Source organism: Candidatus Amarolinea dominans (genome assembly GCF_016704685.1).
Classification (GTDB): domain Bacteria; phylum Chloroflexota; class Anaerolineae; order SSC4; family Amarolineaceae; genus Amarolinea; species Amarolinea dominans.
In genome coordinates, this window is the sequence record NZ_JADIZS010000004.1 from 59,592 (window position 1) to 78,838 (window position 19,247).

Here is a 19,247-nt window from a genome sequence, read left to right on the forward strand (position 1 = left end):
GCAGTGATTTTACCGGCTAAAGCCTCGATTCCGGCCCGTTGGGGGTTCTCTCCGACAGGCTGCTAATGACCGTGGTGACCACCACCGATTTCTGGGTTCAACTGGCGCATGATGCTCAGCGTGTTGCGCGCCTCCCAGATTTCTGCGATCCTGCCGTTTTCAATCCGGTACATTGACGAGCCTGCGTACTCGACTGGATTGCCAGTCGGTGGCAGCATCAGGAAATTGCCTTTTGATGTTGCTGTCCAGTGTACTGCGACGATGTCGCCCTGCGCGACCATCAAGGTGTCGGTAACGATCAGGTCGGAGAAGGTTTCCACTGCCCGCCCAACCAGCCGCCCGCACCGTTGATGTGAGAAACTGGCTTCACAGGGCATTGCCGTTGGATGGATGAGGATGTTCGGTGAAGCGATCTCGGCCAGCACATCCAGGTCGTGTCCGCTCAACACTTGCTCGAAGAAGCGCTTGACCACCGCGCGGCTGAGCTCGGTATCGGCAGACGGATCGCCGGCATACGGCGGATTGGTCGTGAACTCGAGGGAGTGGGCCAATTCAAGCGAGTCCTGGGCTGCGCGGTAGATCTCGACCTTGCGCGTGGTGGTATCGCTTGCGTGCTGAGGAGGTCCCAACGCCACCACCACGTCGCCAAAGGCGGTCAGGGTGTCGAATTCCAGGCCGGCGGGGTTGATGGTCTGCTGGAACAGCTCGATGTTTGCCTTTTCGGTTGCGTTGAGCTGGCGCGGCGGCAGTGACGGTGCAGCCCCCATCTGCTGCCTTTCTGCCAGCGGGTCCATACCGAACCAGTTTTCCGCCAACTTGCCGTCTTCGAAGCGCACGATGTTCACCATGCCGTATTCCAACCATTTGCCAGTGGGTGGAGCGCCGTGATAGGGTTTGCCAGTGAAATGGCCGTAGGTGGGCAACAGCACCGCCAGGTAATCGCCCTCCGCGATCATCACCGGGATCGGGTGCCACGAGTCTGGCAGCGCGGCTTTGAAGTCCGACCACGCTGCGACCATGCCTTCTGGTCCCGCCTGAACGGTACCGCCAACCGGATGGTGGAACACATAGTTTGGAGCAACCACCGCGCGGACGGTATCCCAATCCGCGGCATTGAAGGCCTCGATGAAGCGGATTGCATTCGCTTTGTTTGTCTCAATTGTGCTGTTCATAATAAAATCTCCTGTTTTCAGTTTCCCGCTATAGACTGGAGCGCTCATCATCCCTGTCCTGTCCGATGTTCGCCGGCTGAGCCGCTTGCTCAAGGCACAGGTAATATACCGGCGCGGCGGTGTTGTTGTATAGACACTTTGGTGTTGGTGGGAGGTGTTGTTTTGGGTTATGGAAGGAGGAGAATGTCGGGAAAACGCATACTTGCGGTTATATGAAGTTTGGATAATCTTCTGACTCGAGTGAAAACGCGCCACTACAATAACCAGTAGCACACCATCCACTTACTTCGTGTCAGCAAGGCTATTCGTCCCTGCCAGAACGTCCTCCTGTAAGATATGTCCCATTTTTTCAGGTTCTTCAAACAATGGGCTGTGAGCAGATTGTTCAAAGGTGTAAAACCCTTTTACTGGCGCCTTGAGTTTCTCAAAATAGGATTTTGCCTCGGTGTAGGAGCAAGTGTAATCGTAGATGCCTTCAAAGAAATAGACGGGCAGGTCAAGCTCAAGCACCTGTTTGGACAAGTCTGTGCTGATGATCTTGTTCCATAGTATGCTAATGCCGGAGCGGGATTTGCCGCGCCATATATTGACCTTTCGCCCAACGTGTATCTCTCGGCTTGTCAGCGACGGCAAGAAGATACCCGTGATGACTGAGTTCATATCATGTGTCGTGCCAATGCCGAGGCTGTGCATTGCGGGGTCACGCAATGCACGGTATGCATCCGGCGTGCCGTCCGTCATCGTGACTGGTGCTTCTTCGAGTTTGCGTACCATTTTTGTGTTTCCGCTTTCTTGAACCTCTGGAGCATATACTCATACGCCAGTCTTTCAGATTTGAGTTGATTTGACATCTGAGCCACGCCAATGTAAGCGTAGTACAACCTCGGCGCCCGTCCCGCCGCCTGGATGCCGATAAAGGTGCCCCCCGAATGTCCCATGAGGTAGATCTTGTCCTGACCGAAGCGGTGGCGCAAGGTGTTCGTCAGCTCCAACGTGTCGGCTATCATTTGCTCCAGAGTCATCGTCTCCGGTGGAATGTCGGCATTGTAGGATATTCCTGAACCGCGCTGTTCCCACCAAACAACGGTGAAATAGTCTTCAAGACCTGTCGGGTAGCTCTTTGTAAGAAAGGTGTCAGGCATACCGCCATGCAGGTAAAGCAGCACTGGATGCGTTGCATCTTTGCTCTTGATAAACATCCCCTGCTCCACACCGTTGATGTTAACAAACACTTTCTCCGAAATGCTGCCCGCCAGCGGACTCCCGTTTTCATCCACGAAGGGGGTTGGTTTTCCGTGGCTCCATAGCTGCAGCACGCCCACAAGAATGAGTAGGCAAGCCAACAAGATAGCAAGTACGATCAACATAATATGCCCTGCTTTTTGTGCGAATGATTGAATGGAAAGTCGCTTTACTTTATTGTCTGTCATTTACTTTATCCAACTCGAAAATGCCGCAGAATCCCCAGCGTCCAGGGCATGCCTTGTTAGGCGGCGTTTACCAGTAACACGCCGAGATGCTTGATGGGTCACACATAATCTTATGATTTCCATTCCCTCTGTAGCAAGGCAAAAAGGTAATGGTCGTAAAACTTCCCGTCCAAACAAAAATAATCACGAAGAACACCTTCTTGCTTGAAGCCCAGTCTCCGCAATAGTTGAATCGAGCGATCATTCTCGATATACACCAGAGCCTCAATCCGATTTAGCCTCATGTGCTCGAACCCACTGGCGATAACTGCCCGCAGAGCTTCCATCATGTAGCCCTGTCCCCAAAAACTGGGGCTTACATCATAGCCGATTTCAGCGCGAAAATAGCGTTTGTCCCATTTATGAAAACCACATGTGCCAATAGAACGATGGTCGGATTTTCGAACCATTAGCCAGCGATTGTGCGTCCCCTCTTCTGGCTCTAAATAGAATTGAATGATCTCTTGGGCTTGAGCATACTCTGTCACAGGCGGTTCGTCCATGAGATATCAGGACACGGCCGAATCACTGAAGTGCTGGAAAACAAAGTCGGTGTCTTCAAGTGTCATTTGCCGCAAGATCAAACGCTCGGTTTCTAAGGTAGGAAAAGTAACTATGTTTAGTGATTTGAGTCATTGTCATTCACCACTTTGAAATCACTTGATTGGAGCCGAGTCCCCGAAAGGGCCATCGTCATCACCTAATCACAAAGGTCAAGCTGACCCATATCAATAACGGGGCTGTGCAGCCCCCGCAACCATCACTACCGTAGGGAACAGGGAACAAACGCATTGGCCCACCCGTGAGAAATCAACCCAGCCCAGATGTACGTTTTCCAGAAGCTTGGCGCACATAGGCGTGGAACCAAGAATACCCACTTGTCAATTTAACAAAAACCCGCAAAAGGCATAAACGTCTGGTCGATCCCTGGATAAAATATAGCGGCAAAATGCCAACAGGCCCATATCACTCCCAGCACCAAGTTCCCAACCACGCCCCGAGGCGTGCTTCCTGGGATCAAAATATAGCCGCGCCACCCCAGTTCTTCCTGCCCGCCGCCTAATAGAATCGTGAACAAAACATACGGAGGAAAAGCCCATAGGGAGGGCAAGAGCATATCCACACGCGGCTCACCCCAAAGCTCCGGCAGCATCCACGCGATCCAAGTGCTCCCGCCTAGCACGAGTATAGGAAGAGCCACGCCCGCCAGCCCAAACGGAAATCCAGCAAACCACGTAGATATTGGCGAATAGCACCTTTAGCATGGTATGTCTTGAGACAGTAAAGGTTCCGGCCGCTGGACCAAAGGCTCCACAATAATGGCGGGTACGGTCAAAGCACTCAGAAAGGTCTTTTGCCTATGGGTAAGATACCAACACTAGCCAAAACCAGTGGTAGCCAGACCAGCCAAGACCAGGCCGAACGCAACCACGAAAAACTGATAGGAAATCTTGCCTGTTTCCATTTTCTTCTAAATCCTAGCCAGGGGTGGCCAACGCTTCGATGATTTTCGCGCAGCCGCCCTCATGCACATAAGCCGCGTGGTCGGCGGCATCCGCGAACTTGCGCCCAACGATGCTGGCGCATTCAAATTCATAATCGGCGCTCGCCGGAAGCGCTCCATCTCCGGCGAACTGGCGCCGAGATCGAAACTCAGCTTGCCGCCATCCTTGAGCGTGTTGATGCCCCTGAACCAGATCGCGGCGCCCAATACGCCGCAGGCGCCGCCGCTCAGCCCGATGCCCCCGGCAAGCCCCGCCGCCATCACCACGTGCATCTCGAGACGCCCATCTTCTGCGCCAGCAGCGCCAGTACAGCTCACCGGCTGAGCCGGCGTGCTGAGCTGCTGTTCGTCAAGCGCGTTGTTGATCGTATCGAACGCAATCTGCGCGTAATCCGCCGCCAAACGAAAACAACCAATCGGTCCGCCCCTGGCGAGGAACTTGACCACCTGACCACCGGACGGTTTCTTCCATTCAAGCTCGGTGATTTCAGCGCAATTGATTTCTTTGGCGCGCGCCCGGAACGTCTCCACCAGTTTCTGCGACGCCAGCAATGCCTCGACCTCTGCGCGGGCGCCTGCGCCATGGTGCCGATAGGCTTGTGCGCCCGCAGCCAGCGCCCCCGCCCAAAGCATGCCACATTGATAGCCGTTGCCCATGATGCCGCCGGCGAGCGGCATGGCGGCGTGCTCCTCGATTTTCAACGGATGATCGAATAGGTCGTCAACGACGCTCATAATCGTTTCCGATCAGGTCCCCTCGCGAAGAAATGTGCGTATTGTTCCCAGTGCTGAGATGGTGCTTTTTCCTTTGGTGGACATCGTTTTCTCCTTAATGCTAACCCGAATAACCCGCTCGGGCCGGTCTCTGACCCCCGGCTCGGTCGGAGACCGGCCTTAGCAGGTGTTCGGATAGGTTCTTGCGGGTTTAGTTGCTATGTTCCACAGTGATGACAACCTTCCCACGGGCGTGCCCTGTGCCAAGATACCGGAGCCCCTCAGCAGCCTCACTCAGCGAGTAGCGTTTATCAATAACCGGTACGACCTTACCCGCTTCCACAAGCTCTTTGAGCATGACCAAATCCTTCTGGTTCGCTTTCGCCGTGAAGCCTCCCAGCTTCTTCCCCCCTTTTTCCGACATCCAGCTTCCCAGGAGCATGGCTTGGAACATCTGCCCTGGCTTGCCTCCAGCCATGACGTAGATGCCCTGGGGGGTCAAGGCGCGCTTGTAGGCTGACAGCGGATGGTAGCCGTTCGCGGCGAAAATCAGGTCATAGGCCTGCCCATTGCGGGTAAAATCCTCTTGGGTGTAGTCAATGACCCGGTCGGCCCCAAGCGTGCGCGCCAGATCCAGGTTCCGTGTACTGCACACGGCCGTGACTTCAGCGCCGAACGCTACGGCGATCTGCACCGCAAACGTCCCCACCCCGCCGGACGCCCCGTTGATCAAGACCTTCTGCCCCGCCTGAATCCGCCCGTGATCCCGCAAACCCTGCAGGGCCGTGACGGCAGCCATGGGCACAGCCGCGGCTTGCTCGAACGATAGCGTGGTCGGTTTCGGCGCCAGCGCACTCTCAGGCACAGCGACATACTCGGCGAAACCGCCCCTGTCACATGCGGAGATATCCCCGAAGACCTCATCACCTGGCCGGAACAGCTTGACGTTACTGCCGGCCGCTTCAATCCGCCCGGCGATGTCCACGCCGGGTATCGCCACCTTGGGTCTAAGCAGCCCCCCGCCCATCAGGCGCACCAGGGGGATGTCAGCGGTCAACAGATGCCAGTCATACATATTGACGGAGGCCGCATGAATCTTCACCAGCACTTCATCCGCCGTGGGCGCAGGTTTTGCCACCTCTTGGAACTGAAGTGCGTCAGGGGCCGTATTTGGTGCAGATAATCGCTTTCATGGTGCGTGTTCCTTTCTTGTTCTTGAAGATACTGATAGAGTGAAATCATGCGGGCCTGGCTGAATGAATGCCTTTGGCGATCAGCCAGACCGCGAAAACAATCTCTTGCAGGGCAAGTGGAAAATCCATATAGACGGATGTCATCAGATTGATAGAGCGGAACATAAACAAGCAGCTTGCTACGATGGTCACGCAGTTCCAACCAGACCCCAACCCGCCAACCAACGCGGACAAGTTTTATTTGATACAGCAAATAATAAAACATCAGGCTGCCCATACTCATAACCAGAATCACGCCTACATGATTGACCAAATCGCGCCCCGTCCGCAATAGTTCACCGATGGTTTGAAAATGGGATGAAACAGGAGTCCCAGCTTTGACAAACTCCTGGCTTAAAGTCAAGAGCAAGAGCAAGATGACGACTCCAATCACATTAAACGCCGCAGCAATCAGCCTGGACCCAACATATCCCAGCGCCAGGCTTTCATTGTGTTTTTTCAAGATCGGATATAGCGTAATCGCCATGCCCACATGCGCCGCTGTCATCAGGAATTGGAAAAAAGCCCCTGAATTAACCTGGCCCGCATTGGCCGAAATTTGAACCAGGTAATCGGGAATGTCTATGACAGGAACCATGCTAAACACCCCAGCGATGATCCCCAGAAAATACAGCACGCCAGCCAAGATGGCGATCTTTCTATCTGCATTCATATTTTCTCTCCTTGTTTTTTGTCGGTAGTTCCTACCGTGATAACGACGTTGCCCTTTTTATGCCCTTGCTCAACATAGCGGTGCGCCTCGGCCATCTGTTCCAACGGATAGCATCTATCAATGACCGGTTTTATCTTCCCTGCCTCGATCAACTCTGTGAGAAAGACAAGGTCCTTGCTCTTCGCACTTGCTGGCCGCAAACCCGTAGCCGCAAACTTGACCTTTTTGCGGCCGCCTTTTGCAGACCATAACGCTTGAAGCATCATTACCGGCGTAGGAACCGTCGCAAGATAGATGCCTTTATCGGTCAGCGAGCCTTTGCACTCTGAAAACGAACGCTTGCCGACCGTGTCAAAAATGATGTCGTAGGTCTTGCCGTTTTCGGTAAAATCTTCCTGGGTGTAATCAATCACCCGATCGGCGCCCAAAGAGCTGACCCATTCCAAATTCGCAGTACTGCATACCCCGGTTACCTCCGCCCCGTAGTACTTGGCCAACTGTACCGCCGCAGCACCAACCGATCCGGAAGCGCCATAGATCAGCACGGTTTGTCCGCTCTGGATCTTGCCCTTATCTCTCAGGAAAGGCAGCGCGGTTAATGCTCCGTTCGGAACGCTGGCCGCCTCCTCATAGCTCAGATTGGCCGGTTTTATCGCCAGCGCCCCGTTTTCAGGCATGCACTTGTATTCAGCATACGCGCCAAACGAATCTATGCCAAATACCTGGTCGCCTGGCTTAAATCGGGTTACGCCTCTGCCGATAGCTTCAACCTCTCCGGCCAGCTCTTGCCCCAGGATCGGGTTTCTGGGTTTCAGAAAACCGTTAAAACCTGGGGAAGCTCGCATGTCTGGGTCTTCTTTGGTGACTGCTGTCGCATAAATCTTTATCAGCACCTCATTCGCTTTTGGGGTGGGCTTTTCCACCTCTTGAAGCTGAAGTACCTCGGGCGGGCCAAATTTTGTGTATACAATCGCTTTCATGTCATCCTCCAGGATTACTTTTCAGAATCGGAGTGTTGGGTCAGGCGTGAGCTACCCTCTCCAATACTCCTACTTGCCGTTGAGCCTTGAAGGTGAAGCTCAAGACCATGCCCACCACCAGGGCTGTTGCGTGACCCAGTGCGGCAATGCCGCCCATCTTCTGTAAATTCTTCATTAGCTATCTCTTTTTCTGATTACGATTTGACGTCTGACTGATCCGCCTGGCCTGTCCCGAGCGTAGTCGAGGGGCCGGGTTCGACAGGACTGACCGAGACCAATGGCATGCCTAAATCACGCACTTTTTCAACAAGCCGTGCAGCGCAGACTGGTCGGCCACCGGGCCGGCGAGGAGTGTATCGCCGTCCTCTTCCAGCGTGATGGTCAGGCCGCCAAACCACCCGGCCCAATCGGCGCCCAGATGGCCCTTGAGCCTGATCTGATAGACCACGGGCTGGCCAGGATCAGTTGTTGGTTCGAGTTCGTTCGCCATGACCTTGCACCTGTCCTGTCCGATGTTCGCCGGTTGAGTTGCTCGCTCAAGACACAGGTAATATATAGGCGCGACGGTGTTGTTGTATAGACACTTTGGTGTTGGTGGGAGGTGTTGTTTTGGAGTGACTATTCAGCCGTAGCGGAGCATCCTAAGAGTGGCGGTGTGGTTTCCGCCCCGCAGTCGAAGAGCCTGTCCTGAGCGAAGCCGAAGGAATGCGGAGCGGCTGCGACATGGAGGAGAGTGTCGAGGAATACGGACCCTGCTGTTACAGCAAGCCCAGCTCGCGGGCGCGGGCGATGGCTTCGGTGCGGCTTTGAACCTGCAGTTTGTCGAAGATCCGGCGGTTGTGCCCTTTCACCGTGTCCAGGGCGAGGAAAAGCCGCTCGCCGATCTCACGGTTCGAGAGTCCCTGGGTGATCAGCTTCAGGATTTCCAACTCGCGTTGGCTCAATGGCTCAAGCATTTGCGATTTGCGATTTGCGATTTGCGATTGTCGAAGATCCCCGATAGGGGGCGGCTGGGCCGTCGGTTGTTCAAAAGCAGCCAGGAGTTTATCTGCGTAACCAAGCAGTCTCTGATCCTGGCCGCGCGGTTGCTTTTCAATCCACAATCTAAAATCCAAAATCAACAATCGCATTGGCTCGCCTTCGTCCACAAAGACCCGGATGAAGCCGCCCGGCTCCGCCAGCGCCAGGGCCTCACCCAGCAGTTGTACAGCCTGATCCTCCTCGCCATGGGCACGCAGAGCGACCGCCTGAAGAATCATCGCTTTAAAACGTTCGTCTGCCAAACCCTGGGCTTCCATTTGTTGACGCAATGGCCTCAGCACCGCCAACGCTGCGGACGGGTCTCCCTGGGCCAGGAGTACCCTGGCCCGGATGAGGGGCAGCTCGTACTTCCCGGCCAGATCAGCGGCGGCCGTTATATTCCCCTGTCTTAGCAGCACCTTTACCTGGACAGCAGCGACATCAGGCATGCGCTCCACGAAATTATTCTGGCGCACGGACTGCTCGGTCTCCGCTAACATGGCGGCCGCGCCGGCCACATCTCCCCGGGCCAGTTTCTGTCGGGCAAGATATATCTCACAGAGAACGAATCTATCAATACTTTTATCATACTGCCGCGCCAACTGAAGGCTCTGTTGGAAGTACTGCTCCGCGGCATCCAGATCGTTCCATTCGTAGAATATGCGGCCCATGCCAAGATACGCTTCGTTGGCACTCAGAGGGGGCTGATCACCAAGCAACTGCAGATAACGCCGATAGGTATCCAGGGCGCGCGACTGGGCATCTATCTGGTGATCATTGAGAGCCAACGTAGCCCTGTGGGCGGCAATTTGCCCAATCAGAGCGCGGGTCTTGTCGTCCGGCTCGGCGCCTTGCAGGGCGACAGCTAAAGCTGCCTCAGCCGCACCTAGTTTCTCTTCGACACCGGTCGTTTGGCCGCCCACCAGTAATGCCGAGGCATGCCTCACCCACAACGCGGGCCTGGCATCCAGCACCGTTGTCGGCAGTGACGCCAGCCAGTCCAGTATCGCAGCCACGCCACGAGAGTGCAGGTGCAGACCCTTTTCATCTATCAGGTGCTCGGCGCGCCCCACATCATTGGCGGCTGCCGCATGCTGAAAAGCTTCAAGCTCCAATCCATGGTCTTCATACCACTGGCTGGCACGGCTGTGCAATTCGGCCACACCCCGCCCCTCGCCCCGTGCCGACGTGGCTGTGCTCTGGTGCAGTCTCTGGCGCAGCAGATCGGCAAAGAGATGGTGATAGCGGTACCAACGCCGCTCGTCGTCCAGGGGGACGAGGAACAGGTTGGCATGTTCGAGATATTCCAGGGTTTCTTGCCCGGAAGCAGATGGATCAAGCAGAACAGCATCACACAGCGGGCCGCACAGGCGGTCGAGGATGGAGGTGCGCAGCAAGAAAGTCTGGACGCTTGCGGATTGCTGTCCCAGGACTTCTTCAACCAGATAGTCCAGCACGAAATGGTGGCTGCCGGTGAAAGATTTGATGAAGCCGGCGGTGTCCTGCTGTCCCTGCATGGAGAGCGCGGCCAATTGCAGACCGGCGATCCAGCCTTCGGTGCGGGTTTCCAGCGCAGCAATATCCCCGGCCGAGAGGTTGAGGCCCATCACCCGATTGAGAAACTCGGCGGCTTCGGCGGGCGTAAACCGCAGGTCGGCCGCGCGCAGCTCGGTCATTTGCCCTCGGGCGCGCAAGCGGGCCAGGGGAAACTGCGGATCCTCACGGGTGGCGATGACCAGGCGCATCTGCGGCGGCTGATGTTCGACCAAAAAGGTGAGGGCCTGATCCACCGGTTTGGAGTCAATCGTGTGGTAGTCGTCAAGGACGAGGATGAAATCAGCCGGGATGGCGGCGATTTGGTTGAGCAGGATCGTCAGGAGCGGCTCGATGGGCGGCGGCTGGGGGGATTCGAGCGCGGCCATCACCCCGGCGCCGATGCCGGCAAAGAGAGTCTGCAAAGCCGCCACGAGGTAAGCCAGAAAGCGCGTGGGGTCGCTATCCCCGGCGTCCAGTGACAGCCAGGCAACTCGATTTGCGATTTGCGATTTTAGATTTACGATTTCGCCTCCGTTTGCAGCATCCAATCGAAAATCGTCACTCGTAAATCGCAAATTGTTCACCCATTCGCTGACCAGCGTGGTTTTGCCAAAGCCGGCGGGTGCAGAGATGAGGGTCAGCTTGCCGTGCAGACCCTCGTTCAGCCGCGCGATCAGGCGGGGGCGGAGGACGACTTTAGGCCGCGGTGGGGGGATATAAAGTTTAGTGGCTAAAACTGTCGTAGACATAGATCCATTATAAGGTACACGCCCCAGATTCAAAAAAGCGGAAGCGGCAAAACCTAATCAGGGTTTGTATCGGACGGCTCTAGCGCCAAAGCGCTTTCAGGAACAGAAACATATTCGGCAAAACTGCCACTGCCAAGCCCAAAAATATCTCCAAAGACCGCATCCCCTGGCCGAAACAGTTTGACGTTTCTGCCAACTGCTTCAACGCACCCCGCAATGTCAGCGCCGAGGATTGTGTTTTTGGGTTTGAACAGCCCAACGCCCATCAGACGCATTGGGAAGGATGTCAGCAGTCAGCAGATGCCAGTCCCCCGCATTGATGGATGCTGCATAGACTTTTACCAGCACTTTTTCTTCATTGAGGGCAGGCTTTTTCACCTCTTCGAGATGAAGAACATCTGGCGGTCCATATCTTGTGTATACAATCGCTTTCACTTTGTCTCCTTGAGTAACACAATACCTTCGCCAATCCATTCCTGAGCGAAGGTATTGTGCTTGCTAGATTCGATTAGGAGGGCTGAACTTCAGGGTTAGTCCATTTCCAAGCGTACCAAACAACCAGTAGGCCAAACACAACTTGTGCTGTTGACCAGACTATCTCATAACCAGCGGATCGCCACACAAGAAGATGCAAAACCCAAAAGGTAAGATTGATCATGGCATAGAGTATGCCTATGATGCGGTTTGCCCAACGACTCACGGCAGACTTCAACGTCAGGGTCAAGACACTCATAAGAACCGAACCCACGAGCAATGTTGCCATTACCAACAAGAATTCGGGGGGTACTCCGAGAGGTTCGGTAGCCGCAGATAAGCGGTACGTATCTCCATTTAAACTACTTAACATTCCAGCTACCCATAACACTGCAAGGATTATCCTCACATCTAGCAGATTCCTTGCGGTCTTGTTGATGATATTCATTGTCTATCTCCTTTTTTGCCTGATATTGATGAGTTCCATTGAATTGAACTTGCAGAAAACTGTGGTCGCCATCCTGTTCCTGGGGGCTGAATTAGGCTGGTAATGTTATCAAAGGCAAACCTCCTTTCCAAATAGCTTGTCTCCATTTACGGTTTGACATCTGACGCGTCCGCCTGGCCTGTCCCGAACGTAGCTGAGAGGCCGCGTTCGACAGGAGTGACCGAGACCAACGGCATGCCTAGATCACGCACCTTCTTCAGCAAGCCATGCAACGCGGCCTGATCGACCACAGGCCCGGTCAAAAGCGTATCGCCGTTGTCTTCCAAGGTGATGGTCAGTCCCTCAAACCAGTCGGCCCACCGGTCATCCAGGTGTCCCTTGAGGCGGATTTCGTAGCACTGATGCTGGTTATGTTTTTGGTCGAATGTTTGTCTGTCACTCATCATGCGCCTCGCGTTTTTCCTTTCGTTGTTTATCTGCCCAAAGGATACCGCCCGATGTGGTGAGGCGTCATCACCACATGATGTGATTGAGGTTGTGATTGTTGGTGAAAACAAAAAGCCCCGGCAGATGGTTTGAGGACACCTGTCGGGGTCGGAGTTGGGGCTCTTGGGTCAGTTAGAACAAATCGAGTTCCTCGGCCCGGCGGACAGCCGCCCGGCGATTATTGACCCCCAGTTTGTCGAAAATGTTTTTGGTGTGGGTACGAAAGGTGTTGAGCGAGACGATCAATTGGCCGGCAATTTCGGGGCCGCTTAATTCGGTGCGGAGCAGCTTGAGCACTTCCAGTTCGCGTTCACTCAAAGGCTCTATCATGTCTGATTTTTGATGGATGATTGCTGATTTTGGCGCCGCCACCGGTTGTGTAAAGGCAGCCAGGAGTTCATCCACATAATCGCTCAGCGGATGGTCTCGATTGCGCGATTGTTTTTCAATCAACAATCGCATCGCTTCGCCTTCATCCACAAAGATGCGAACATAGCCTTCCGGCTCGGCCAGGGCCAGGGCGCGTTCCAGCGCGGCGAGAGCCTGGGGGCGATTGCCCTGCGCCTCGTGGGCCAGCGCCTGCACCAGTAGGATGTCGAGCGCGCTGCCCGGCGCTTTTGCGCTTCGGCGGCTTGCAACAGGCGTGCAAGCAGGGCGTTGACCAGCGGGTTGGCGATTTCCAGCCGGGCCAGGGTGAGGTGCTCGAACTCATGCAAGTAGCTGACTTCATCTGCCAGCGAAAGCCCGCGTTCTGCCGCCCACGCCCGGGCTTTATCGGGCCGCCCCTGTTTGAGATAGATGCGCGCTTTCAGGGCCGCAATGGGGCGCAGGTCAGGTATGAGGGTTTGGATATAGACCCGTTTGGCCTCGTCGAGCAGGGCCAGGGCGGTTTCCAGATCGCCTGCGGCCTCTCTCAATTGGGCCTGGGCCACATGCCAGCGGTACAGCCAATCCACCAGGGTGGTTTGCAGACCCAATTCGGCGGCTCGTTTCAAGTGATGAGCGGCGAGGGTGTCATCTCCCCGTTGACGGTAGATCATGGAAAAGCCGAGATGGTGGTGGGTAGTGATGTGTTCAGCCTCCGGGCCGTGTTGGGCGGCCAGTTGCAAGGCATCCTGATAGGTCCGCTCGGCCTCGCTCAGGCGCCCCAGACCCACCAGCAGGTCGGCTACAGCAAAGGCGCTGGCAACCACCATGACGTGATTGCCCAGCTGGGTCAATCTCTCCATCGAATCACCAATCCCCCGGATGACCGACTCCAGGTTGCCGCTGGCCCAGTGGATGACTTCCAATATGGTGGTGGCCCGGGCGCGCCGGTCAAAGTCATCTTCGGGGATGATTTGGAGCGCCAGTTCGGCGTATTTCACCGTTGCGGCGGGATCGCCCTGCACCTGGGCGTTGTAAGCGCGGGTCAAAGCGATCATCGCTGGCAGGGGTTTAAGCTGCGCTTCGTTCGTAAATTCCGAACCATCCAGGCATCGTTCAGCGTCCTGCAGGCGCAACTCGCTGGCCTCCAGCTCGCCGGTATCCGTAAATGCCTGGGCAATCTGGGTACAGAGCACAGGCATGGTGCGGATCAGCTTGTCTGGCAGCTTCTTCACCCAGCCAAGCCAGGCGGCAGACTGGAAACTTTCATTCATCCCCTGCCAGGCCGCTTCAGCCAACCCCGCCGCCCGCACAAAATCCCCGGCTGCGATGGCGTGGTAAAACGCCGCGCCTAAGTCGCCGTTCTCTTCATGCCACTGGCTGGCGTGCAGGTGGAATTCGGCGAATTCTTTGGGTTTTCCCAGGCGCTGGCGCAGCAAATCGCCAAAGAGATGGTGATAGCGGTACCAGCGCCGCTCGTTATCCAAGGGGACGATGAACAGGTTGGCGCGTTCGAGATATTCCAGGGTTTCCTGTCCATAAGCAGAAGGAGAACCCAAAACAGCGTCACAAAGGGGGCCGCACATGCGGTCGAGGATTGATGTGCGCAGCAGAAAAGTCTGGACACTTTCGGATTGCTGTTGCAGGACTTCTTCCATCAGATAGTCCAGCACGAAATGGTGGCTGCCGGTGAAGGACTTGATGAAGCTGGCGGCGTCTTGATAGCCCCGCATGGACAGCGCCGCCAGTTGCAGGCCGGCAATCCAGCCTTCGGTGCGGGTTTCCAGGGCGGCGATGTCTTCCGCTGAGAGGTGAAGGCCCATCACCTGGTTGAGAAAATCGGCGGCTTCGGCGGGGGTAAAACGCAGGTCGGCGGCGCGCAGTTCGGTCAATTGGCCCCGGGCGCGTAACCGGGCCAGGGGCAGATGTGGATCCTCACGGGTGGCGATGACCAGGTGCATCTGGGGCGGCAGGTGCTCGAGCAGGGTGGCAAGAGCCTGGTCAACCGGTATGGCCTCAACCAGGTGGTAATCGTCAAGGACGAGGATGAAGTTGTCCGGGATGGTGGTGATTTCATTGAGCAGAGCCGTCAGAATTGATTCGGTGGGCGGCGGCTGGGGGGATTCAAGCGCAGCCAACACCCCGGCTCCGATATTCCCCGCAATGGTCTGCAAAGCCGCGACAAGGTAAGTCAGAAAACGTGCGGGATCGTTATCCCCTGCGTCCAGCGACAGCCAAGCAACTCGATTTGCGATTTTAGATTTACGATTTACGATTTCGCCTCCGTTTGCAGCATCCAATCGAAAATCGTCACTCGTAAACCGTAAATTGTTCACCCACTCGCTGACCAGCGTAGTTTTACCAAAACCGGCGGGGGCAGAGATGAGGGTCAGTTTGCATCCCGAAGAGAGACCCTCGTTCAGCCGCTCGATCAGGCGGGGGCGGAGGACAATTTTAGGCCGAGGTAGGGGGATATAAAGTTTGGTGGCTAAGATGGGCGTGGACATAGATCAATTATAAGTACACGCCCCCCAGAAATCAAATAGCGTCCCAAACCAGTCACAATCTTCCAGTTGCGTTGCGTATAGACGCCGAGGTTTTCCTTGCGGCGGTCACTCCTCAAACCGGCCTGGTTCCTCCGTCAGTGCTGCAACACTCGATAGGGGTGGGGGGGTAGCCCTTGCCTCACAGGCACTTGCACCCTGTCAGAAACGCCAAACTTCTTGGCGCACAACGGCTCGCGGCTCACCTGCGCCGCACACGACTGTTGATACTGCAGTCGCATAAAGAACTTGGCGCCTTCGAAGCAGCCATTCTATGCGTATGCACCCCGCAACTATCATATGGGCTTTGGGGCTGGATCTGCCGGGTCGATGGCAGGGGTCTTTCGCATTCCCACTAGCTGTCGGACTGCTGAAGATACTCCCGCAATCGCAACGCCCAGCATGAACATGGAGGCCGAGCATATCGCCAGTACGATCAGGAAGCTAGCAAGAGCCACGTAACGGCTCATCTGAATGACATACCCCGTACGCTGATGCAAATAGAGTTTTCCGTGAAGCCCGCGACGAGCGGCTCTATACCCTAAGAGATTGCTCAAATGAGTCGTAATCACAATGAAGTATAATCCCCACACGTAACCGATCAATAGAACACGAAAGCCCTCCGGAATCCAAACCAGTGATAACGCTACAATCGCGCTGAGAATTGCCGCCGGAACAATGTGCCTACGATCAACGATTTGCCGAGCCAGAACTGCCTTCTGATACAGAGGGTTGCCTTCAATGGTGTTAATCGGATAACTTTCATAGTGCTCGGAGTAATGCAGTTGACGCTCGCGCTCCTGGCTGATTGTAAGCAACCAATCACTCCACATCAGAAAGAATGTGACGACGCCTGTTATCCAGGGTTGGACTGCAAACCATTCAATCATCACGACACCTCACTAGTTCAGCGGAGGAGAATTGAAGCAGCCCCTTTCTCACCACCAGCGCCCCCGTGCCGAAAGGCGCGTAGGCCTTGTGGGCAGAGAAGGCGAGATAGTCAATCCCGCAGGCTGCCATTTCGACCTTTCGGTGGGCGATCAATTGGGCCGCGTCCACCAGCAGGCGCGCGCCGTATCGGTGCACGATGCGGCTGATCTCAGCCAGATCGTTGAATACCCCCAGGACGTTCGATGCGCCGCTCACTGCCACCAGGCGAATGCGCTTTCTGCCGTGCCGCCCCTCCTGGTTGTAGGCGCGCAGGAGCGCTTCCAGGGCGTTTAGATCCAGGAATCCTTCGTCGTCGGCCGGGAACCGGATGAGCGCCACGCCGGGGAGTCTGCGCCACGGCAGCTCGTTCGAATTGTGTTCCAGGATCGTGTTCACCACGACCGGCCTGATCCCGTTCTTGGTTTCACCCCCCAGGCTTTCGGCGGCCAGGTTGATGGCCTCGGTGGTGTTGGATGTAAAAATCACGTCGTAGTCTGCCGGAGGCGCGCCCAGCACCCCGGCGCAAATGGACTTGACCTCCCGGACAATCTCCCGCTGCACCTGCTCCGGAAGACGCCAGGCCTGGCAGACCGCGTTCCATATCGGCGTGAATGTAGGAGTGCTGGCGCCATTATCCAGATTGATGAAGGACCTGGTGCCTGCCAGCGTCGGGACGGGAACCCTTTGACCGATCAGGGTCGGCCGGAGTGCATCCAGCAGCTCCCGCCCGGAGAATTTCTCCAGCTCGTCGTGATACAGGATGTCAGCCGCCGTCTGTCTTTCGGTGTTCGCTGCAAGAAATGCGTCCTTGCCGAACTGCCGGATCAACTGCAGCGCCCGGGCAAAGGCAATGACGTTAACAACGGCCGGTGTGCCGGCCTCGAACTTGTCCGCCCCCCTGGCCCAGATGACCCAACCATGGGAGACGAGCCGGGCGGTGCCGCCGCCCGGCTGGAGGGGCGCGCCTGCGGGCAACGCATTTCGTGCGACAGCCACCGCCCGCAGACCCAGGGGCAGGCCGATATCCCGGCTGGACACAGTGTGGCAACGCATCCGCCCGAATCGCGCCTGGAGCAGCTCCGCCCGCCTGGGAGAGCAAAAGATGACGGTGTGTCGGTCCTGATCCAGCCCCAGATCATCCAGGACAATCTCGCGGGCCTGCTCGTACAAGTGCGTGGAGGCCAGCGAGTTATGGCCGCTGCCGCGGTGGACGTTGGCATAGGTCTCCAGCGCCGCCTGCACGCCGCGCCCCAGCTCGGCAAAGGCTTCATTGTGCCTGGCCCGCTCCTCGGGCTGAAGAACTTCCAGCGGTTCGGAGGTTGTGCCTGCCATCGTTTTCATCAGAGGCTCATCCTTTTCGGTTGGCGGTCACCAGGACCTGTTCCGGCCATCAGCCGGCCTCGTTTGCGGCCGGTTTCTGCCCTTTGGCGCCCATGATCAGAAGCCACAACGTCAGCCCAAATTCCGCAATAAAGCCAAGCGGCCAACTGATATAGGTGATTGCCGCGAGGCCTGGGAAGAGGAAAAACTGAAGCGCAGTCATCAGCCAGAAAGCGCAATGCAGCATCAACACAATGCCCAGGATCCTGGGCAGAAAGCCCGACTTGAAAACCAGGTAACCCAGCGGGAAGAGCCAGGCGCCGTAGAAAATCTGGGCGATCGCGAACCCATTTTTGTGCAGAACCAGGGACAACATGGCCAGCGCCGACAGTTGATCGGCCGGGAATACTTTCAAGTATTCAGCGCCGCCCAAGAGCAGCTGGCCGGCAATCAAGAACAGATCGCTGAAACACTGGATGGCGACACCGCCCAGGTTCAACAGCAGGAACAGCAAGGCGATGTTCTCGTTGACCGGCTTCAGCAGCGCGTACAAAGCCCAGGCTGCCAGAAGGAAAAGCGCAGCCGCGACCAGATCGCCCACAACGCCGATACGAAATTGCGATGCAGACGCCGCGATGTTCCTGGCGGTTGTCGCGGCATCTCCGAAGACAATCAGCCTGGAACGCCCAATCACATCTGCGGAGATGTGAAACACCATGTAAATCAGATACAGCAATCCAGCCATTCTTGCGGACTTATTGACGGAATTCATTTTGCTCTCTCCTGAGGGTTGGCAACTGTCGAACAGTTGCCAACCCTGTCACTTTTACGCCGTCCGGCCTGGCTTGCTGCGCAGCAGCACAATCCCCAGCCCGACGAACCAGATGATCTGGCTCAAGCCGAAAATGCCGGTCATCGCCTCGGTCAACCCTGGGATCAGCGAGAGGATGCCCACCGCGCCCACCCACAAGCCGAGGATGTTCAGGCCCTTGGGCAGCCCGCCGGCCCGCAGCGCGGCCAGGCTGACCAGCAGCGCCCACAGGCCGCCCAGGATTTCGCCGTTGGCGTTGCCCAGCCCGCCTGCCACGGTTTCGATGGCCTGCCAGGTCAACGCAGCCTGGGCCGGGTCTGTGGCATAGAGCGCGACGACAGGGGCGATCCCGGCATTGGCGACCATGCCGCTGGCGATCAGCGAGCCGGCCCAGATGATCCCGAGCGCGGTGGCCACCTGCATGAGCGCCGGTGCGCCGGACTTCAACCGGTCGTACAACGCCAGCGACAGGACGATCAGAAAAGCGCCAAAGAACACGTACATGAGCAGGTTGGTTGAGAAGATGACCATCTGTTTCTCGACGAGCAGGGCCACCTTTTGGGCCGGGTCGGTGATGCTGGGGTAGTCCAGAACGACGAGAAAGAGGACCATTCCGATCAGGTAGGCGACTGCCAGGTACAGCGCGGCGATACCGCCAGATTTCTGCAAGGATTTCATGTTTAGCTCCTTTAATGTTGATGGTTTTGCTTTCATATCTTCTTGGGTGGTCTTGTTGTTTGAATTCGTTTTTTCTCCTTGAGTAACACCAGACCTTCGCCAATCCATTCCTGAGCGAAGGTGTGGTGTTTGTTTGGTTTTA

General features: G+C 56.3%; 19 protein-coding genes and 2 pseudogenes. All 21 read right to left on the reverse strand.

What is annotated here, in order from left to right; translation table 11 throughout:
* Positions 1-62 precede the first annotated feature (62 nt).
* A complete protein-coding gene (locus tag IPF85_RS03420; protein WP_343406663.1) occupies positions 63-1,172 on the reverse strand; it encodes an ester cyclase in 1,110 nt (369 codons plus the stop codon).
* A 282-nt stretch (positions 1,173-1,454) separates the two neighbouring features.
* A complete protein-coding gene (locus tag IPF85_RS03425; protein ID WP_343406664.1) occupies positions 1,455-1,946 on the reverse strand; it encodes an alpha/beta hydrolase in 492 nt (163 codons plus the stop codon).
* The gene (locus tag IPF85_RS03430) at positions 1,910-2,602 is read right to left on the reverse strand and encodes an alpha/beta hydrolase (RefSeq protein ID WP_343406665.1); all 693 of its coding nucleotides are present in this window, start codon (positions 2,600-2,602) and stop codon (positions 1,910-1,912) included. The genes IPF85_RS03425 and IPF85_RS03430 overlap by 37 nt, the downstream gene beginning before the upstream one ends.
* A gap of 110 nt (positions 2,603-2,712) precedes the next feature.
* Positions 2,713-3,144, reverse strand: coding sequence for a GNAT family protein (locus IPF85_RS03435; RefSeq protein ID WP_343406666.1), 432 nt, complete (start codon positions 3,142-3,144; stop codon positions 2,713-2,715).
* Positions 3,145-4,112: 968 nt separating this feature from the next.
* A complete protein-coding gene (locus tag IPF85_RS03440) occupies positions 4,113-4,880 on the reverse strand; it encodes a C-GCAxxG-C-C family (seleno)protein (RefSeq protein ID WP_343406667.1) in 768 nt (255 codons plus the stop codon).
* Between the two features lie 190 nt (positions 4,881-5,070).
* Positions 5,071-5,967: an NAD(P)-dependent alcohol dehydrogenase gene (locus IPF85_RS03445; RefSeq protein ID WP_343406668.1), complete on the reverse strand. Its 897-nt coding sequence runs from the start codon at positions 5,965-5,967 to the stop codon at positions 5,071-5,073.
* Positions 5,958-6,764 (reverse strand): DUF4386 domain-containing protein, encoded by an 807-nt coding sequence (locus tag IPF85_RS03450; RefSeq protein ID WP_343406669.1) that lies wholly within the window; start codon positions 6,762-6,764, stop codon positions 5,958-5,960. Before IPF85_RS03450 ends, IPF85_RS03445 begins: the two co-directional genes overlap by 10 nt.
* Entirely contained in the window at positions 6,761-7,744 is a 984-nt protein-coding gene (locus IPF85_RS03455) for an NAD(P)-dependent alcohol dehydrogenase (RefSeq protein ID WP_343406670.1), read from the reverse strand. Before IPF85_RS03455 ends, IPF85_RS03450 begins: the two co-directional genes overlap by 4 nt.
* A 40-nt stretch (positions 7,745-7,784) precedes the next feature.
* On the reverse strand, positions 7,785-7,919 hold the full coding sequence (locus IPF85_RS03460; protein WP_343406671.1) for a hypothetical protein: 135 nt from the start codon (positions 7,917-7,919) through the stop codon (positions 7,785-7,787).
* A 111-nt stretch (positions 7,920-8,030) separates the two neighbouring features.
* Entirely contained in the window at positions 8,031-8,234 is a 204-nt protein-coding gene (locus IPF85_RS03465; protein ID WP_343406672.1) for a hypothetical protein, read from the reverse strand.
* Positions 8,235-8,502: 268 nt separating this feature from the next.
* A complete protein-coding gene (locus IPF85_RS03470; protein WP_343406673.1) occupies positions 8,503-11,049 on the reverse strand; it encodes a LuxR C-terminal-related transcriptional regulator in 2,547 nt (848 codons plus the stop codon).
* Between the two features lie 219 nt (positions 11,050-11,268).
* Positions 11,269-11,484 (reverse strand): hypothetical protein, encoded by a 216-nt coding sequence (locus IPF85_RS03475; protein ID WP_343406674.1) that lies wholly within the window; start codon positions 11,482-11,484, stop codon positions 11,269-11,271.
* A 73-nt stretch (positions 11,485-11,557) separates the two neighbouring features.
* On the reverse strand, positions 11,558-11,971 hold the full coding sequence (locus IPF85_RS03480; RefSeq protein WP_343406675.1) for a hypothetical protein: 414 nt from the start codon (positions 11,969-11,971) through the stop codon (positions 11,558-11,560).
* A 146-nt stretch (positions 11,972-12,117) separates the two neighbouring features.
* Positions 12,118-12,417, reverse strand: a complete 300-nt coding sequence (locus IPF85_RS03485) for a hypothetical protein (RefSeq protein WP_343406676.1) — start codon at positions 12,415-12,417, stop codon at positions 12,118-12,120.
* Positions 12,418-12,589: 172 nt separating this feature from the next.
* Positions 12,590-12,919 (reverse strand): LuxR C-terminal-related transcriptional regulator, encoded by a 330-nt coding sequence (locus tag IPF85_RS03490; RefSeq protein ID WP_343406826.1) that lies wholly within the window; start codon positions 12,917-12,919, stop codon positions 12,590-12,592.
* A 45-nt stretch (positions 12,920-12,964) separates the two neighbouring features.
* Positions 12,965-13,042: pseudogene (locus IPF85_RS03495) on the reverse strand (hypothetical protein); the annotation flags it as partial.
* Between the two features lie 77 nt (positions 13,043-13,119).
* Positions 13,120-15,330, reverse strand: a pseudogene (locus tag IPF85_RS03500) (helix-turn-helix transcriptional regulator); the annotation flags it as partial.
* A gap of 332 nt (positions 15,331-15,662) precedes the next feature.
* Positions 15,663-16,256: a hypothetical protein gene (locus tag IPF85_RS03505; RefSeq protein ID WP_343406677.1), complete on the reverse strand. Its 594-nt coding sequence runs from the start codon at positions 16,254-16,256 to the stop codon at positions 15,663-15,665.
* Positions 16,249-17,637 (reverse strand): aminotransferase class V-fold PLP-dependent enzyme, encoded by a 1,389-nt coding sequence (locus IPF85_RS03510; RefSeq protein WP_343406678.1) that lies wholly within the window; start codon positions 17,635-17,637, stop codon positions 16,249-16,251. Before IPF85_RS03510 ends, IPF85_RS03505 begins: the two co-directional genes overlap by 8 nt.
* A 49-nt stretch (positions 17,638-17,686) precedes the next feature.
* Complete coding sequence (locus tag IPF85_RS03515) at positions 17,687-18,388, reverse strand: DUF4386 domain-containing protein (RefSeq protein WP_343406679.1); 702 nt, start codon at positions 18,386-18,388, stop codon at positions 17,687-17,689.
* 54 nt (positions 18,389-18,442) lie between these two features.
* A complete protein-coding gene (locus tag IPF85_RS03520) occupies positions 18,443-19,105 on the reverse strand; it encodes a DUF4386 family protein (RefSeq protein WP_343406680.1) in 663 nt (220 codons plus the stop codon).
* Between the last annotated feature and the right edge of the window lie 142 nt (positions 19,106-19,247).

What these genes read in the sequence shown, in the direction of transcription:
- IPF85_RS03490 (WP_343406826.1), bottom strand. Translation starts at nt 12,919, where the DNA reads ATGCGATTGTTGATTGAAAAACAATCGCGCAATCGAGACCATCCGCTG.
- IPF85_RS03420 (WP_343406663.1), bottom strand. Translation starts at nt 1,172, where the DNA reads ATGAACAGCACAATTGAGACAAACAAAGCGAATGCAATCCGCTTCATC.
- IPF85_RS03435 (WP_343406666.1), bottom strand. Translation starts at nt 3,144, where the DNA reads ATGGACGAACCGCCTGTGACAGAGTATGCTCAAGCCCAAGAGATCATT.
- IPF85_RS03455 (WP_343406670.1), bottom strand. Translation starts at nt 7,744, where the DNA reads ATGAAAGCGATTGTATACACAAAATTTGGCCCGCCCGAGGTACTTCAG.
- IPF85_RS03515 (WP_343406679.1), bottom strand. Translation starts at nt 18,388, where the DNA reads ATGAATTCCGTCAATAAGTCCGCAAGAATGGCTGGATTGCTGTATCTG.
- IPF85_RS03480 (WP_343406675.1), bottom strand. Translation starts at nt 11,971, where the DNA reads ATGAATATCATCAACAAGACCGCAAGGAATCTGCTAGATGTGAGGATA.
- IPF85_RS03485 (WP_343406676.1), bottom strand. Translation starts at nt 12,417, where the DNA reads ATGATGAGTGACAGACAAACATTCGACCAAAAACATAACCAGCATCAG.
- IPF85_RS03460 (WP_343406671.1), bottom strand. Translation starts at nt 7,919, where the DNA reads ATGAAGAATTTACAGAAGATGGGCGGCATTGCCGCACTGGGTCACGCA.
- IPF85_RS03430 (WP_343406665.1), bottom strand. Translation starts at nt 2,602, where the DNA reads ATGACAGACAATAAAGTAAAGCGACTTTCCATTCAATCATTCGCACAA.
- IPF85_RS03505 (WP_343406677.1), bottom strand. Translation starts at nt 16,256, where the DNA reads ATGATTGAATGGTTTGCAGTCCAACCCTGGATAACAGGCGTCGTCACA.
- IPF85_RS03520 (WP_343406680.1), bottom strand. Translation starts at nt 19,105, where the DNA reads ATGAAATCCTTGCAGAAATCTGGCGGTATCGCCGCGCTGTACCTGGCA.
- IPF85_RS03510 (WP_343406678.1), bottom strand. Translation starts at nt 17,637, where the DNA reads ATGAAAACGATGGCAGGCACAACCTCCGAACCGCTGGAAGTTCTTCAG.
- IPF85_RS03465 (WP_343406672.1), bottom strand. Translation starts at nt 8,234, where the DNA reads ATGGCGAACGAACTCGAACCAACAACTGATCCTGGCCAGCCCGTGGTC.
- IPF85_RS03440 (WP_343406667.1), bottom strand. Translation starts at nt 4,880, where the DNA reads ATGAGCGTCGTTGACGACCTATTCGATCATCCGTTGAAAATCGAGGAG.
- IPF85_RS03450 (WP_343406669.1), bottom strand. Translation starts at nt 6,764, where the DNA reads ATGAATGCAGATAGAAAGATCGCCATCTTGGCTGGCGTGCTGTATTTT.
- IPF85_RS03470 (WP_343406673.1), bottom strand. Translation starts at nt 11,049, where the DNA reads ATGTCTACGACAGTTTTAGCCACTAAACTTTATATCCCCCCACCGCGG.
- IPF85_RS03425 (WP_343406664.1), bottom strand. Translation starts at nt 1,946, where the DNA reads ATGGTACGCAAACTCGAAGAAGCACCAGTCACGATGACGGACGGCACG.